This is a genomic window from Methylobacterium sp. BTF04 (assembly GCF_010692745.1).
Classification (GTDB): Bacteria; Pseudomonadota; Alphaproteobacteria; order Rhizobiales; family Beijerinckiaceae; genus Methylobacterium.
Genome location: NZ_JAAHTB010000003.1, coordinates 150,589 through 165,542 on the forward strand (window position 1 = coordinate 150,589; position 14,954 = coordinate 165,542).

The 14,954-nt window shown below is 69.7% G+C and carries 13 protein-coding genes; 6 read left to right on the plus strand and 7 right to left on the minus strand.

The window, feature by feature from the left end; translation table 11 throughout:
- Window positions 1-88 precede the first annotated feature (88 nt).
- The 6 genes from rpsM (at window position 89) to G3T14_RS03375 (ending at window position 4,089) form a co-directional block, all read left to right on the plus strand.
- Window positions 89-457 carry a 30S ribosomal protein S13 gene (rpsM, locus tag G3T14_RS03350; RefSeq protein ID WP_056171364.1) on the plus strand — a complete coding sequence of 123 codons (369 nt, stop codon included), beginning with the start codon at window positions 89-91 and terminating at the stop codon, window positions 455-457.
- A gap of 170 nt (window positions 458-627) precedes the next feature.
- Window positions 628-1,017 (plus strand): 30S ribosomal protein S11, encoded by a 390-nt coding sequence (gene rpsK, locus G3T14_RS03355; RefSeq protein ID WP_163640011.1) that lies wholly within the window; start codon window positions 628-630, stop codon window positions 1,015-1,017.
- A 43-nt stretch (window positions 1,018-1,060) separates the two neighbouring features.
- Window positions 1,061-1,936, plus strand: coding sequence for an MBL fold metallo-hydrolase (locus tag G3T14_RS03360; RefSeq protein ID WP_348645201.1), 876 nt, complete (start codon window positions 1,061-1,063; stop codon window positions 1,934-1,936).
- 118 nt (window positions 1,937-2,054) lie between these two features.
- Window positions 2,055-3,074, plus strand: coding sequence for a DNA-directed RNA polymerase subunit alpha (locus tag G3T14_RS03365; protein WP_163640013.1), 1,020 nt, complete (start codon window positions 2,055-2,057; stop codon window positions 3,072-3,074).
- Window positions 3,075-3,259: 185 nt separating this feature from the next.
- Entirely contained in the window at window positions 3,260-3,670 is a 411-nt protein-coding gene (rplQ, locus tag G3T14_RS03370; protein ID WP_163640015.1) for a 50S ribosomal protein L17, read from the plus strand.
- Window positions 3,671-3,858: 188 nt separating this feature from the next.
- The gene (locus G3T14_RS03375) at window positions 3,859-4,089 is read left to right on the plus strand and encodes a hypothetical protein (RefSeq protein WP_163640016.1); all 231 of its coding nucleotides are present in this window, start codon (window positions 3,859-3,861) and stop codon (window positions 4,087-4,089) included.
- A gap of 32 nt (window positions 4,090-4,121) precedes the next feature.
- Here the strand turns inward: G3T14_RS03375 and G3T14_RS03380 are convergent, their stop codons facing one another.
- The 7 genes from G3T14_RS03380 to G3T14_RS03410 all read right to left on the minus strand — a co-directional run bounded on the left by G3T14_RS03380 (window position 4,122) and on the right by G3T14_RS03410 (window position 14,939).
- Window positions 4,122-5,984, minus strand: coding sequence for a response regulator (locus G3T14_RS03380; RefSeq protein WP_163640018.1), 1,863 nt, complete (start codon window positions 5,982-5,984; stop codon window positions 4,122-4,124).
- A 2-nt stretch (window positions 5,985-5,986) separates the two neighbouring features.
- Entirely contained in the window at window positions 5,987-7,708 is a 1,722-nt protein-coding gene (locus G3T14_RS03385) for a response regulator (protein ID WP_163640020.1), read from the minus strand.
- Window positions 7,705-8,769: a chemotaxis-specific protein-glutamate methyltransferase CheB gene (gene cheB / locus G3T14_RS03390; protein ID WP_163640155.1), complete on the minus strand. Its 1,065-nt coding sequence runs from the start codon at window positions 8,767-8,769 to the stop codon at window positions 7,705-7,707. The genes G3T14_RS03385 and cheB overlap by 4 nt, the downstream gene beginning before the upstream one ends.
- Window positions 8,770-8,813: 44 nt before the next feature.
- The gene (locus tag G3T14_RS03395) at window positions 8,814-11,108 is read right to left on the minus strand and encodes a response regulator (protein ID WP_163640022.1); all 2,295 of its coding nucleotides are present in this window, start codon (window positions 11,106-11,108) and stop codon (window positions 8,814-8,816) included.
- Window positions 11,109-11,226: 118 nt separating this feature from the next.
- Window positions 11,227-12,891, minus strand: coding sequence for a methyl-accepting chemotaxis protein (locus G3T14_RS03400; protein ID WP_204262609.1), 1,665 nt, complete (start codon window positions 12,889-12,891; stop codon window positions 11,227-11,229).
- Window positions 12,892-12,942: 51 nt separating this feature from the next.
- On the minus strand, window positions 12,943-13,518 hold the full coding sequence (locus tag G3T14_RS03405; protein WP_246732884.1) for a chemotaxis protein CheW: 576 nt from the start codon (window positions 13,516-13,518) through the stop codon (window positions 12,943-12,945).
- The gene (locus tag G3T14_RS03410; protein ID WP_163640026.1) at window positions 13,515-14,939 is read right to left on the minus strand and encodes a protein-glutamate O-methyltransferase CheR; all 1,425 of its coding nucleotides are present in this window, start codon (window positions 14,937-14,939) and stop codon (window positions 13,515-13,517) included. The genes G3T14_RS03405 and G3T14_RS03410 overlap by 4 nt, the downstream gene beginning before the upstream one ends.
- Window positions 14,940-14,954: the final 15 nt, after the last annotated feature.

The following is a 14,954-nucleotide window of genomic DNA, read 5'->3' on the forward strand; positions in this document are numbered from 1 at the left end:
CGGTGCGCAGGGGCCGGTCTCCACCGGACGCGCATCACTACAACCCGGGCCGTACCGTTCAGGTTCGCGCGCCCCATGGAGAAACACCTTGGCACGTATCGCTGGCGTCAACATTCCGACCAACAAGCGCGTCGTCATCGCGCTGCAGTACATCCACGGCATCGGCTCGAAGAAGGCTGAGGAGATCACGGAAAAGGTCGGCATCCCGGCCGAGCGCCGCGTGAACCAGCTCACCGACGCCGAGGTGCTGTCGATCCGCGAGACCATCGATCGCGACTACCTCGTCGAGGGCGATCTGCGCCGCGAAGTCTCGATGAACATCAAGCGCCTGATGGATCTCGGCTGCTACCGTGGCCTGCGCCACCGCCGTAACCTGCCCGTCCGCGGCCAGCGCACCCATACCAATGCGCGCACCCGCAAGGGCAAGTCGAAGCCGATCGCCGGCAAGAAGAAGTAATCTTTTCGTCTTGGAAGGCCGTGCTTCGCTCGGCCTTCTGAACGTCCGGTCGGCCGTCTCACGTGAGACGCCGGCATGGCGGTCCAGCCCTTCGGGTCTGCACCGTCGACTTCCAAAAAACTCCCGAGCGCCTGGAATGACGGGCGCGCTTGAAGGACGAGAGAACACAGATGGCCAAGGAAGCAACCCGCGTTCGCCGGCGCGAACGCAAGAACATCGTGTCAGGCGTCGCGCATGTGAACGCGTCATTCAACAACACGATGATCACCATCACCGACGCGCAGGGCAACACCATTTCGTGGTCGTCGGCCGGTGCGATGGGCTTCAAGGGCTCGCGCAAGTCGACCCCTTACGCCGCCCAGGTCGCCGCCGAGGACGCGGCCCGCAAGGCTGCCGAGCACGGCATGCGCACCCTCGAGGTCGAGGTCTCCGGCCCCGGTTCGGGACGTGAGTCGGCGCTTCGCGCGCTCCAGGCGGCCGGTTTCACCGTGACGTCGATCCGCGACGTGACCTCGATCCCGCATAACGGCTGCCGTCCGCGCAAGCGTCGGCGCGTCTGAGCGAACGAAGTCGATCTATCGGGTGTCTGTGACGGAGACGCGTGTGTCGAATGCTGCGAAGCCGCTTCCGGGTGTGTTGCGGTGGACCTTGGGTGATCTGACGATCACGGTGATGAATGACGGCTACCTGCAGGGGTCGCTCGATCTCGTCACCGGAATCGACAAGGACGAGGCCGGCTCGCTTCAGGCGGCCGGCTTTCGTGCGCACGATCCCCGCATCACGCTCAACGCGTTTCTGATCACCGGGCCCGGCCGCAAGCCGGTCCTGATCGATACCGGCATGGGTGGCTTCGGCGGGGACACCGTCGGGCGTCTGCCCGCGGCACTCGCCGCAGCCGGTGTTCGGGCCGAGGAGATCGGAACGGTGCTGCTCACGCACCTGCATCCCGACCACGCCGGCGGCCTGATCACGGCCGACGGCGCGGCCGCCTTTCCCGAGGCGGAACTGGTGATGCACGCCGACGAGGCGGCGCATTGGCTCGGCGACGAAGCACTGACGCGGGCGCCGGATGCGGCCAAGCTCTATTTCGTCAACGCCGCCAAGGCGACAGCCCCCTATGCCGATCGCCTGCGCACGGTGACGGCCGGGGAGGTGGCGCCGGGGATCACCATCAGGCCGCTGCCCGGACATACGCCCGGCCACAGCGGCTACCGCATCGTCTCGGGCAACGCTTCGCTGCTGATGTGGGCCGATATCGTCCACTTGCCGGCGATCCAGTTCAAGCAGCCGGAGGCGGGGATGGTCTTCGACGTCGACGGCGATCAGGCCCGCGCGACACGGCGCACCGTTCTCGAGGAAGTCGCGTCCGAACGCAGCTTCATCGCCGGTGCGCATCTCGAGTTTCCGGCGCTGGGCTACGTGACCCGGGACGGCGCCGGCTACAGCTTCGTTCCCGAACTCTGGGTCGCAGCGGTTTAAACGTTCGCGGACCCGCGAACGACATCATTTTGAGGCCGGCCGATGCTGAGGCGCAGCATCACCGACCTGAGCGTGGACCACCGCCGTGGACCGCGCCGATCTTGCGAGAGGTAGCATCGTGGTCATTCAGAAGAACTGGCAAGAGCTCATCAAGCCCAACAAGCTCCAGGTCTCGACCGGTCACGACCCCAAGCGGGTCGCCACCGTCGTCGCCGAGCCCCTCGAGCGCGGCTTCGGCACCACGCTCGGCAACTCGCTGCGTCGGGTGCTGCTCTCGTCGCTCCAGGGCGCGGCCGTGACCTCGGTGCAGATCGACGGCGTCCTGCACGAATTCTCGTCGATCCCCGGCGTGCGTGAGGACGTGACCGACATCGTCCTCAACATCAAGACCATCGCCATCCGCTCGCAGACCGAGGCCCCCAAGCGCCTCACCCTGCGCAAGACCGGCCCCGGCACGGTTACGGCCGGCGACATCGGCACGGTGGGCGACGTCCAGATCCTCAACCCCGACCTGGTGATCTGCACCCTCGACGACGGCGCCGAGATCCGCATGGAATTCACCGTCGCCACCGGCAAGGGCTACGTCCCCGCCGAGCACAACCGTCCCGAGGACGCGCCCATCGGCCTGATCCCGGTGGACGCCCTGTTCTCGCCGGTCACCAAGGTGTCCTACCGCATCGAGACCACCCGTGAGGGCCAGGATCTCGACAAGGACAAGCTGACGATGACGATCGAGACCAACGGCGCGATCTCGCCGGAGGACGCGCTCGCCTACGCCGCACGCATCATCCAGGATCAGCTCCAGGTGTTCGTGAACTTCGAGGAGCCCCGCAAGGAAGAGGCGCAGCCGCTCGCGCCGCAGCTCCCCTTCAACCCGGCCCTGCTCAAGAAGGTCGACGAGCTCGAGCTGTCGGTCCGTTCGGCGAACTGCCTGAAGAACGACAACATCGTCTACATCGGCGATCTCATTCAGAAGTCCGAGGGCGAGATGCTGCGGACCCCGAACTTCGGCCGCAAGTCGCTCAACGAGATCAAGGAAGTCCTCGCCGCCATGGGTCTCCACCTCGGCATGGACATCCCCGGCTGGCCGCCGGAGAACATCGAAGATCTCGCCAAGCGCTTCGAAGAGCACTACTAGGCCGAAACCGGCTTGGGCTGAACGTTTCGGCGCGCCTCGCCGCCGTTCGTCTGGCTGACATAGCGGGGGTTCGCGTGACGCGGACTCCCCAAGGAATCCCGCCGCGGGGTCATGCGGAATGAACAGCCCCTCGGGGCGCTTGGCCGTACCGTGGCACGGCGGCCATCAGATAAGGACCAGCCAACATGCGTCATGGATTTCGCGGTCGTCGCTTCAACCGCACCACCGAACACCGCAAGGCGATGTTCGCCAACATGTCCGCCGCGCTGATCAAGCACGAGCAGATCATCACCACGCTGCCGAAGGCCAAGGATCTGCGTCCGGTCATCGAGAAGCTGATCACCCTCGGCAAGATCGATTCGCTGCATGCGCGCCGTCTCGCCATGTCGCAGATCCGCGACCACGACATGGTTCGCAAGCTCTTCGCCGTCATCGGCCCGCGCTACGCTGCGCGTCCGGGCGGATACTGCCGCATCATGAAGGCCGGCTTCCGCTACGGCGACAACGCCCCGCTCGCCGTGATCGAGTTCGTCGATCGCGACGTCGAGGCCCGCGGCAAGGATTCCGGTCCCTCGCAGATCGTCGAAGTGGCCTGAGAGCTTTCTAAGCTCGCAACGATTGAAAAGGCGGCCTTTAGGGCCGCCTTTTTCTTTTCTCGCCCTGCATCCGCACTACCATCGACTGATCTTCACTCTGGATAGGTCGTTCGATGCAAAGGTTTATCGCTGTCTTATTATTCTCGATAGTCGGCGTTGTCGGTACGGCCCAGGCCGCTAAGCTGACGATGGACGACAAGGTCGGCCGTTGGCCCCGCGCGACGACGGAGGAGAAGGTCGATTTCGCCACCCGCATGGGCAAGGCGTTCTCCGCGCTCTCTCCGGGCCTCGATCGCAACTACTTCATCAAGTGCCTCGAAGAGACGGCCAATATCGGCAATCCGGGCGACATCAAGCTCGAGGAGGCGGTGAAGATGTGCGTCGCCGTCAATGCAGGCCCATCCGAGGCCGGCGAGTAGCCCGATCCCGGGCAGCGCCGGCCGCCCGGCGGTCAGGCCGCCGGCGTGATCAGGCGCGAGACCTGGGCCGCCAGGTCGGCGGACTGGAACGGTTTGCGCAAAACCGGCAGATCGGCCGGGATCGGAATCGCCTCGGCATGGCCGGTGACGATGAGCACCGGCAGGTCGGGCCAGCGCCGGCGCACGATCTCGGCGAGTTCGACGCCGCTCATCCCCGGCATGGCGAGATCGGCGACGACGAGGTCGAAGCCGCCGCCTTCGAGCAGGCCCACGGCGGTGGCGCCGTCGGCCGCCTCGCTCTGGCTGTAGCCGAAGCTGGCGAGGAACGACGCGGTCACGTGCCGTACCTCGGCATCGTCGTCGACCACGAGAATCCTGGCCGCGCGCGAGGCGGGCAGGGCGGCGGCCACCGATACGGTTTCGCTCGGATGGGCCTCGGCCACCTGCGGCAGCAGTAGCTCGACCCGGGTCCCGCAGCCGACTTCGCTCGCGATGCGCAGCCGCCCCTCGGATTGCTGGGCGAGCCCGAACACCATGGCGAGCCCGAGGCCGGTGCCCTGGCCGAGGGATTTCGTCGTGAAGAACGGCTCGCAGACCCGCTGGAGGATTTCTGGCGGAATGCCGGTTCCGGTATCGGCGATCTCCACCACCACATAATCGCCGTCGGCGAGGTCCGGGTCGTCGAGCGTCGCCAGGGTACGGGTGGTGATGGTGATGGTCCCGCCCTCCGGCATCGCGTCGCGCGCATTGATGCAGAGGTTGAGGATCGCGAGTTCGAGCTGGTCGGGATCGACCTCGGCCGAGGGGGCTGCCGGATCGAGCCGGGTCGCGATTCCGACGAGGCCGCCGAGGCTACCCGCCAGCAATTCGTCCATGCCGGCGATGAGGTCGTTCACGTCGACGGCGCGCGGCCGCAGGTCACGCGAGCGGCTGAAGCTGAGCAGGCGCTTGGTCAGCGAGGCGCCGCGCTGGGCCGCCTGCATCGCGTTGGTGACGAGGCGCAGGACCCGCGGCTGGTCGGCGATCCGGGGGCTGGCGAGTTCGAGGCTGCCGAGGATCGCGGTGAGCAGGTTGTTGAAGTCGTGGGCGATGCCGCCGGCCAGCGTGCCGAGTGCCTGCATCTTGTCGGACTGGCGCAGGCGCGCCTCGAGGGATTTCTGCTCGGTGATATCGCGCTCCACCGTCGCCAGATGGGCAACTGCGCCCGATGGACCGCGGATCGGCACGCGGACCACGTGGCTCCAGCGCTCGGCTCCCACCGGACCTTGCGCGGTGGTCATGTCGGAGGTTTCGCCGGCGGCGATGGCCGCCGTATCGGCCAGCATTGTGGCTCCGGCCGCCTCCGCCCCGGCAAGCTCCGGTTCCGTGCGTCCGAGGCATTCGGCGACGGAGCGCCCGAACTGGGCCGCCTTGCGGGCGTTGAGCCGCACGAACCGGCCCTGCGCGTCCTTGAACGAGATCGGGTCCTCGGCATGGTCGAGGAGGCCGAGGAGCAGCGCACGCTCGGTGGCGAGATCACGCCCGAGCCGGTGCCGCTCGAAGGCCTGGCGCACGGCGTTACGCAGCAGCGTCGCGTCCCAGGGCTTGGTGGCGTAGCCGGTGATGCCGCCCTGGTTGAGGGCGGCGATCACCGCGCTCATATCGGCATAGCCGGTCAGCAGGATCGCCTGGGCGTCGTGCATGCCCCGCGCCTGGGCCAGCATCGCGTCGCCGGTCATGCCGGGCATGCGCTGGTCGGAGACGATGACGGCGATGTCGGGCTCGGCCGCCAGAATCTGCAGCGCCTCGGCGGGCTTGGTGGTGGTGAGGACGCGATACTCGTCCTCGAACAGGTCTTCGAGGGCGATCAGGATATCCGGCTCGTCATCGACGGCCAGGATCGTGCCTTTGGACATGCTCACATCGCTTGCCGTGGGATACCGATGACGAAGCAGGCGCCGCCCCCGTGAGCGGCCTCGACGCTGAGCGAGCCGCTATGCGCCTGTACCACAGAGTAGGCAATCGCGAGGCCCAAGCCGGTGCCGGCGCCCACGGGCTTGGTGGTGAAGAACGGCTCGAAGATCTTTTCCCGCAACCCTTCGGGAACGCCCGGGCCGGTATCGCTGATGCGGATGATGTCCGTATCCGGATGGCTCTGCGTGACGATGGTGATGGTGCCGGTCCCGGGCATCGCGTCGGCGGCGTTGCCGAGGATGTTCATCACCACCTGATCGAGCAGGGCCGGGGTGCACCGGATCTCGGGCCTTCCGTCGAAGGCACGGATCACCCCGATCCGGTCGCCGAGCTTGTGCTGGATCAGGGCGAGTACCGTCTCGATAGCGTCGGGGACGTTGACGAGGCCGCGCTCGCCTTCGTCGAGACGGGAGAACTTGCGCAGGTTCAGCACGAGGTCCTGGATGCGGGTGAGCCCCATCCGCATGGCGCCGACCCGGTCGCCGCATTTCTTGAGCAGGCGCGGTCCGTCGCTTCCGTCGGGCGCCGCGACGACTTCGGTGAGCAGGCGCTCCACCGTGCTCTGGTGGGCGAGGATGAAGGCCAGCGGGTTGTTGATCTCGTGGGCGATGCCGGCGACGAGTTCGCCCAGTGAGGCCATCTTGGCGGCCTGGACCAGCTTGGTCTGCGCATCGGTGAGCTTGCGGTTGGCGGTGGCCAAGTCGGCATTGGCGCGCTCCAGGGCGCCGGCCAGGGCGGCACGGGCCTCGGCTGCCTCGGCCTCGCCGCGGGCCCGTTCCAGGGCGCGTTCGCGGGCGCCGAATTCCCCGGCGATGCGCCGATTGTCCTCTTCGAGGAGCTTGCGGCGCACGAGGCTGCGCACCCGCATCACCAGGACCTCGCCATCGGCCTTCGAGACCACGTCGTCGGCGCCGGCCGCGAAGGCCTCCACCAGAAAATCCTTGGTCGGGTTGCTGCCGGCGATGGCGACCACCTGGAAGGTCGGCGCCCCGGCCTCGCGGGCGGCCAATGCGGTCGTCCGACGCTGGTTGATCGCCCGGCACAGGTCGAGCCCGTCATAGGCGGTCCCGAGCAGATCGAGTGTGACGCAATCGAAGGCGGCGTCGGTTGCGTCGAGGGCGGCCAGGGCCGCGGTGGCGGTGTCGGCGGTGGCGACTTCGTGGCCCTCATGCGCGAGGAGCCCGGCGAGGAAGGTGCGATAGGTGGCGCTGCCATCGACCACGAGGACGCGGCCGCGCCGGAAGGCCGAGATTCCGGGACCGTCGCTCTGGCCGGCGCGCTCGCGCAGGAGCGCGCGGATGCGCAGGATGAGGATGTCGCGATCGGCGGATTTGGCGACGTAGGCATCCGCCCCGCTCTCGAGCCCCTGCCGCTCGCCGTCGCGGGCGCCGGTGAGCATCAGGAGCGGCAGGGCCCGGGTGCGCAGCGACAGGCGGAGCTGGCGCGCGAACTCGTCGCCGTTCATGCCCGGCAGGTGGTGGTCCGCCACCACAAGATCGGGCAGCCGGGTGTTCAGGTGATCGAGCGCCGCCTCCGCGGTGGCACAGCGCTCCACCGCGAAGCCATGGCCTTCGAGGAGCAGGCGTAGTTCCAGGGCCTGGGTCTCGGAATCCTCCACCAGGAGGAGGTGCGGCGGCACGGCGAGGACAGGGGCGGCATCAATCATGGCCGCGGTTCCGGCACGGCGATCCGCCCGAGATGGGCGGCGATGCGGTCGAGCGGCAGGATGGCGCCCGCCGCCGCCATGCGGATCGCCGCGGCTGGCATGCCGAACACCACGGCGGTGCTCTCGTCCTCGGCCACGGTGACGGCGCCGGCGTTGCGCATGTCGAGGAGACCGGTGGCGCCATCCTCGCCCATGCCGGTGAGAAGAACGCCGATGCCGCGCCGACCGGCATGACGGGCGAGCGAGCGGAACAGGGCGGTGGCCGCCGGCCGCTGCCCGGAAATCGGCGCGGCATCCGAGATGCGCAGGATTCCGCCGCCGGAGAGTTCGAGGTGCCGGTCACCCGGCGCCACGTAGACCCGGCCGGCTTCCGCCCGCTCGCCATCGCGGGCCAGCGCCACCGGCAGCGCGACGACCCCGTTCAGCCAGGCGGCGAACCCTTCCATGAAGGCCGGCCCCATGTGCTGGACCACCAGGATCGGGAGCGGAAAGGTGGTGGGAAGGCCACCGATGACCTTTGCCAGGGCCGGCGGGCCGCCGGTGGAGGCGGCCACCGCCAACACGCTCGGCGGCTCGGCCTTCGTCCAGGCGAAGGTCGGTGCGCTGGAGGCAGAGATGGTGGAGCCGGCGACGCGGCCGGCCCATTCCGCCCCGATCGGCCGCCGCCGGATCACCGGGACGGCGGCCATGATCCGCAGCTGCGTGCAGATTTCGGTCGCCACGGCGTCATAGCCCGCATGGGTGGTCGCCACCGGCTTCTCCACCACCGAGAGCGCACCGGCGCGCAGGGCGTTCATGGAGATCCGCAGGGACGAATCCTCGATGGCGTCGGCCACCACCACGATCGGAGTCGGCCGCTCGGCCATGATGCGCCGGGTGGTCTCTAGGCCGTCGATACCGGGCAGGCGGATATCCATGGAGATCACGTCCGGCCGCGCCGTGGCGAGGGTGGCCAATGCCTCCTCGCCCGAGGCGACGGCAGCCACCACCGTCAGGCGCGGGTCGCGGCCGACGATGTGGATGAGGAGTTGGCGCACGACGAGGGAATCCTCGACGAGCATCACCCGTACGCGGGTATCCTGACGGGCGTCTCGGTCGGTCTCGGTCACAACAATTGCCCGATGGTGTCGAGGAGCTGGCGCTGGTCGAACTTCTGCTTGGTCAGATAGGCGTCCGCCCCGAGATCGAGGCCGCGCGCCACGTCTTCGGCATCCCCGCGCGAGGTCATGAGGATGATCGGCAGCCGGGCGAAGGCGGCCTCGGCCCGCAGCGCCTTGAGCAGGCCGAAGCCGTCGAGGCGCGGCATCTCGACATCGGCGACCACGAGATCCACGGCCTCGATGCCGGCGCGCAGACGATCGAGCGCATCCTGGCCGTCGACGCAGACGACGACGCGGTAGCCGGCGGCTTCCAAGATGCCCTTCTCCAACGTCCGCGTGGTGATGGAATCGTCAACGACGAGGATCGTCGTGCGCTGCGGCGAACGTGGCGCCCCTGCAATCGTTCCGCCCGCCCCCGTGGGCGTCGGTGCCGCGGGGCCGCTGCCGAGAGCATGGCCGCCGATCTCGGCGGCGCGGGCGATCAGGCCCTCCGGGTCGAGCACCAGGGCCGGACGCTCCCCGGGCAGGATCACGGTGCCGGAGACGAGGCCGGACACGCCACCGATCGGCGGCGCAGGCAGGACGCGGTAGGTGGACACGTCGCGCAATGTATCCACCGCCAGCACGATGCGCCGGCCGCCGGCCCGCAGCAGGATCGCGGTGAGGTATCCGGTGGCCTCCGGCCGGCTGCCGTCCGGCGTGCCGAGGAGCGTGCGCAGATCGAGGACCGGTACGCTGACACTCTGGCCATCGGCGGTCGCGATCCGGGCGACGGGGCGGCCCATGACGGTGTCGAGGCCGGAGCGGTCGAGGCGCAGCAGGCGCTCGGCCGCCGCACTCGGCAGCGCGTAGACGGCGCTGCCGACCTCGACGAGGAGGAGCGCGCGCCGGGCGGCCGATAGCGGCAGGTCCATGGCGAGAACCGTCCCCCACGGCGCGCGCGGGGCGAGGCGCACGGTGCCGCCGAGCCGCCGCACCGCATCGGCCACCACCGACAGGCCGATGCCGCGTCCGGACAGCGTGTCGACGGAGGCCGCGGTGGAGAAGCCGGGCTCGAAGACCAAAGCGAGGAGTGCCTCCGGCTCGAGCTCGATGCCGGCGGCCAGGAGGCCGCGGCGCCGCGCGGTCTCGGCGATGGCCGACAGATCGGGCCCGCGCCCGTCATCCTCCACGGCAACCTGGAGACGGCCGCCCCGGACCGCGATCTCCAGCGCGATGGTCAAGGCCAGGGGCTTGCCCTGGCGGCCCCGGATCTCGGGCGATTCGGCCCCGTGGCTGAGCGCATTGCGCAGGGCATGCAGCACCGCGTCCTTCAGGGCCTGCAGCATGCCGCGATCCACCGGCAGGTCGAGCCCGCGCACGCTCACGTCGATCTCGCGGCCGGCCTCGCGGGCGAGCTCGCGCAAGGCGCGGGGAAAGCCGCCGAACACCGTCTCGGCGGGCACCAATGCGAGGCGCTCGGCCTCACCGGATACGCGGGCCGCGGCCCCGTCGACGATGGAGGCGACGCTCGCCCGCATCCGCGACAGGTCGGCGGCGTCTCGGGCGAGGCCGAGGAGCCCCGCCTCGACACCGCGCAGATCGGCATCGAAGGCGTCGGGACCGATTCGGTCGCCGCCTGGCCTTGCGGAGAGGCCGCGCAGGCGCTCGGCCGTGAGCGCGAGTGCGGCGGCGCGGCGGCCGAGGCGATCGAGGCCGTCCGCCACCGCGGCCTCGCCGCCGAGCGCGGTCGCCAATTCGTGGGTGGCCCGCGTCAGCGCCTCCACCGCCTCGGCGGGGATGCGCAGGAGCGCCTGGGCGGCGTCGACCACCGGCTCCGGGACGGGCGGTGCGGCCGGGGCCGGTTTGCCGGTATCCTGGCCGATGTCCGACCGGGGAGGGGAAACGGGTGTCGCCACGGCGGCCGGTTCGGGCTCGGATGGCGATGCCGGCACGAGGCAGCGGTCGAGGGCGGCGAGCACGTCGCCCGGCATATCCGGCCCGGCCCCGTCCTGCAGGCCGGCGACATAGGCCTCGATCCGGTCGAGGGCGAGATGGACGGCGCTCACCGCCTCGCGCCCGGGCGTGTCGGCCCGGGCGACGATCCGCTCGAACAGGGCTTCCAACCGGTGGGCCACCGCCTCGACCTGCGGCAGGTCGACGGCGCGCGAGGCGCCCTTCAGGCTGTGTGCCCGGCGAAACACGTCGTTCCAGTCGGGTACGCGTCCGTCAGTAGCCCCGGACAGGGCTGCGCGGATCGCGTCGATATGCTCGCGATGCTCGACCTCGAAGGCCGCGAGAAGGAGTTGGCGGATGTCCATCCGGAGGGTGCGGTGCCTGTGACTTAAGACCGGTCCCGCACATGCGGAAACGGTCTTAAGTCACGCGTTAACCATGCTGTTGTCATGCGCGAAAAGCCCGTTCGAGTGGCAAAAAGCGTCAATGGCGATAGCGCTCGGCCAACGCCATCAGCGCCTGGGCGAGTTCGGTGAGGTTGGCCGAGGCCGCTTCGACCTCGCGGGTGCCGGCCGCCGTCTGCTGGCTCGCCTGCCGGATGTTCTGGAGCGCACCCATCACCTGCTCGATGCCGAGCTGCTGCTGGTTGGTGGAGGCGACGATCTGCTGGAAGGTCTGGACGCTCTCGTCGACCCGCGCGGTGATTTCCTCGATGGTCCGCTGGGTGGTGTCCGACCGCGCCTTGCCGGCGGCGGCGCGCTTCACCGCCTCCTCGGTGAGCATCACCGAGGTGTTGATGCCGCGCTGGATCTCGCCGAGAATCGTGCGGACCTGCCCGGTCGCGGCCTTGGCCTGATCGGCCAGCAGCTTCATCTCCGATGCGACGACGGCAAAGCTCCGCCCGCTCTCGCCGGCCGCCGCGGCTTCGATGGCGGCGTTGAGCGCGAGCAGATGGGTGCGCTCCGAGATGTCGTTGACGGTGGTGATGATGTCGCCGATCGCCTGCGTCTTTTCCGAGAGCGCCACGATGTTGCCGGCCACCGCCTCGGCCTGCTCGCGGATCGATTCCATGGCGCGCGCCGTATCGGCCACGGCCCTGAGACCGGCCCGCGAGGTCTGCGCGGTGGATTGGGCGGTGGCGATCACCTCGCCGGCACGCTTGCCGATCTGGGCGCCCGAATGGGTGATCTCGTCCACCGTGGCCGCGGTCTCCTGCACGGCGGCGAACTGCTCCTCGACGCTGGCCGCCTGCTCCTGGGCGGAGGCGCGGATCTCGGCCGCCGCCGCATTGAGGTCGGCGGTGGCGGCGCGGTTGGTGCGGGCGAGGTCGGCCAGCCCCGACACCATGGCGTTGAGCGTGCGACCAAGGCGGCCGATCTCGTCGCCGCCCTTGGCGTCGAGGGTCCCGGAAAGGTCGCCGCTGCCGACACGCTCGGCAAACGCCATCACCTCTTCGAGCGGCTTGACCACCCCGCGGCGAATCAGGGCGGTGACGATGATGCTGAGCAGGACGCTCGCGGCGAGGGTGGCCACGATGGACCACAGGCTGCGGTCATAAATCTCGGTGGACCTGCGCTGACCGGCGGCGATGCCCTCGTCGAGGACGTCGCGGGTGCGCTCGATGTCGCGCAGGAGCGCATCCTGCATCCGGTTGAGCGCCGCGTTGCGGGACTCGATCGCGTCGACGTCCTTGGCCGCGATGGAGGCGAATTGCGGCTCCGTGGCCGCGCGCAGCTGCCGGAAGCCGTTCGTCGCGGTGGAGGCGGTATCGGCCAGCTTCTTCCAGATCAGCGCACGTGCCGGGGACGGTGCCGTGCTGGAATAGGCTTCCGTGGTCCGGACCACGTCGCCGAAGAGCGCATCCGCCTCCTGACCGATCCGGCGCCAGGTTTCGATGGTCTCGCTCTGCTCCGAATCCGGGCGGTTGCGCATCAGTGACGCGATCACCGCGTTGCGCCGCAGGAGACCCATGTCGCGGGTCTTGTTGCCGAGGTCGTCGAGCTGGCGCGCCACCGTCAGGTCGCGGGCGACGATGGTGTTCATGTTGTCGCGCACGGCGCCGATCTGGTCGAGCGCGTAGAGGCCGAGCGCCATGATCACCACGGTGATGGCGACGAAGCCGAGGAGGATGCGTTTTCCGATGGACATCGACACGGGCTGGCTCGGCGCTCCAACAAGAGGCTCAGGGATAAGGGGGGCTCAGGGACAATAGCGCCGCAGAAGGCGCGGCACGTCGACGACAACGAAGCCGGCCTCGCCCGCGTCGGCGGGGACGGGGGCGATCTCGCCGGGGGCATAGCCCGAAACCGCCTCTGCCCCCAAGCCGGCGAGGTCGAAGCCGGGATTGGGGCCCGACGAATCGGCGGCCTGGATCACACCCACCACACGATCGACGGCGAGCGCCACCAGGATCGGCCCGCCGCGCAGGACGACGAAATGGCCGGTTTCCGGTGCCGCGCCCGACAGGCGGCCCAGAGCCGGGGCGAGCGCGAGCACGCTGACCACCCGGCCCGACAGCGCGACGATGCCGAGGAGGGCCGGCGGCCCACCCGGCACGGCGGTGCAAGGCCGGCCCGGCAGCACCTGGGCCACGCTGGCGAGCGCCAAGCCGTAGCGATCGTCGCCGCAGGTGCAGATCAGGAACGGCTGCGTCTCGGCGATCCGCGCCGTGGTGTGGCCCCGGATGGCGAGCGCCGCCGCCCGTGCGTCGAGAAGGGCCTCGCGGCGGGCGGATTCCGCATCCGGCGACGACGTCATGCGCTCTTCCTTCGTCATCCGGTGGCTCCCTCGCGCAGGCCGGCGCGGGCCAAGGCAGCGCTCTCGGCGAGTTCCCGCCCCCCGAGCCCGTCGCCTTCGGGGACGATCGCGTCCGGGGCAAGGGCGAGGCCGAGGCGGGTCGCATTGTCGAGGGCGCGGCCGGCCTCGGCCGGTCGGCCGAGGGCGATCAGGAGAAGGCCGAGCTGGTAATGGGCCATGACGAAATCGCGATCGAGATAGAGCGCGCCGCGCAACGACCGTTCGGCTTCCGCCGCGCGTCCGAGGCTGTGGGCGAGGAGGCCGTCATAGTAATGCAGGGCCGCTTCCATCGGCGCCAGGCCGATCGCCGCCCGGACCCGGCGCCAGGCCTCGCCGGTCTCGCCGGCATCGGCCAGGGCGCGGATCTGCGCGAGGTCGAGGTCCGGGGCTTGCGCGACGGGGAGCGGATCGGGGAGGTGAACCGCAATGGGGGCGGGCTCCGGTATGGGCGGCGCGGCGGGCGGCAATGCGGGAGCCCAGACCGGCACCGGTGCGGGCGGGAGCACGACCTCCGGGGCGGAGCGCGGACGATAGGCGACGGTGCCGGGCAGGTTCACCGGATCCAGCGAGCGGGCGAAATCGGGGTTGGGCTCGGCATGGCCGATGAGCAGCCAGCCATCGGGCTTCAGGCGGCGGCCGAGACCCTGCACGATGCCGAGTACGGCCTCGGCCTGGAAATAGATCAGCACGTTGCGGCACAGGATGAGATCGAACCCGGCCAGCTGCGGCGGTGCGGTGCCGTCGATCAGCCCCATCAGGTTCTGCTGCTCGAAGCGCACCATCCGGTGGAATTCGGGGCGCAGGGTGTAGGTGCCTTCGCGGCCCGGCCCCGGCAGGGCGGCGCCGACGTGGAAATAGCGCAGCCGTTCCTCCGTAGGCATGGTGCGCAGGGCCCAGCGGCCATAGGTGCCGACGCGGGCAGTGGCGAGTGCCTCGACGCTGATGTCGGTGCCGGTGATGGCGATGCGCCACTCCGGCAGGGCCGAACCGAGGAGTTCGTGCAGCAGGATGGCGATGGAGTAGGGCTCGGCCCCGGTGGAACAGCCCGCGCTCCAGATCGTCAGGGTGCGCTTGGCCGCCCGCGCCGCGATCAGGCCGGGCAGGATGGTGGTGCGCAGGGCCGCGAATTGCTCGGCATAGCGAAAGAAGAACGTCTCGCCGATGGTGATCTCCGCCTCCAGGGCCGCCCACTCGGCGGCTCCCGTGGCAGCCCCGCCGAGATGCGCCAGATAGGCGGTGCAATCGGGCAGCCCGCACGCCTTGAAGCGCTTGTGCAGGCGGTCGAACAGCAGGTCGTCCTTGTCGCTGTAGTAATGGTGGCCGGTGCGCGCGATGACCCGCGCCTTCAGGTCCGCGAACCCCGGATCGGTCTCGGGACCACGCCGCAGCGGACGCGTCATGGGCGTGCGACCCGG

Excerpts from the sequence above, each read along its gene's own strand:
- G3T14_RS03375 (WP_163640016.1), top strand. The coding sequence starts at position 3,859 with ATGGACGACAAGGTCGGCCGTTGGCCCCGCGCGACGACGGAGGAGAAG.
- rplQ (WP_163640015.1), top strand. The coding sequence starts at position 3,260 with ATGCGTCATGGATTTCGCGGTCGTCGCTTCAACCGCACCACCGAACAC.
- G3T14_RS03380 (WP_163640018.1), bottom strand. The coding sequence starts at position 5,984 with ATGTCCAAAGGCACGATCCTGGCCGTCGATGACGAGCCGGATATCCTG.
- G3T14_RS03385 (WP_163640020.1), bottom strand. The coding sequence starts at position 7,708 with ATGATTGATGCCGCCCCTGTCCTCGCCGTGCCGCCGCACCTCCTCCTG.
- G3T14_RS03400 (WP_204262609.1), bottom strand. The coding sequence starts at position 12,891 with ATGTCCATCGGAAAACGCATCCTCCTCGGCTTCGTCGCCATCACCGTG.
- cheB (WP_163640155.1), bottom strand. The coding sequence starts at position 8,769 with ATGCTCGTCGAGGATTCCCTCGTCGTGCGCCAACTCCTCATCCACATC.
- rpsK (WP_163640011.1), top strand. The coding sequence starts at position 628 with ATGGCCAAGGAAGCAACCCGCGTTCGCCGGCGCGAACGCAAGAACATC.
- G3T14_RS03410 (WP_163640026.1), bottom strand. The coding sequence starts at position 14,939 with ATGACGCGTCCGCTGCGGCGTGGTCCCGAGACCGATCCGGGGTTCGCG.
- G3T14_RS03395 (WP_163640022.1), bottom strand. The coding sequence starts at position 11,108 with ATGGACATCCGCCAACTCCTTCTCGCGGCCTTCGAGGTCGAGCATCGC.
- G3T14_RS03405 (WP_246732884.1), bottom strand. The coding sequence starts at position 13,518 with ATGACGAAGGAAGAGCGCATGACGTCGTCGCCGGATGCGGAATCCGCC.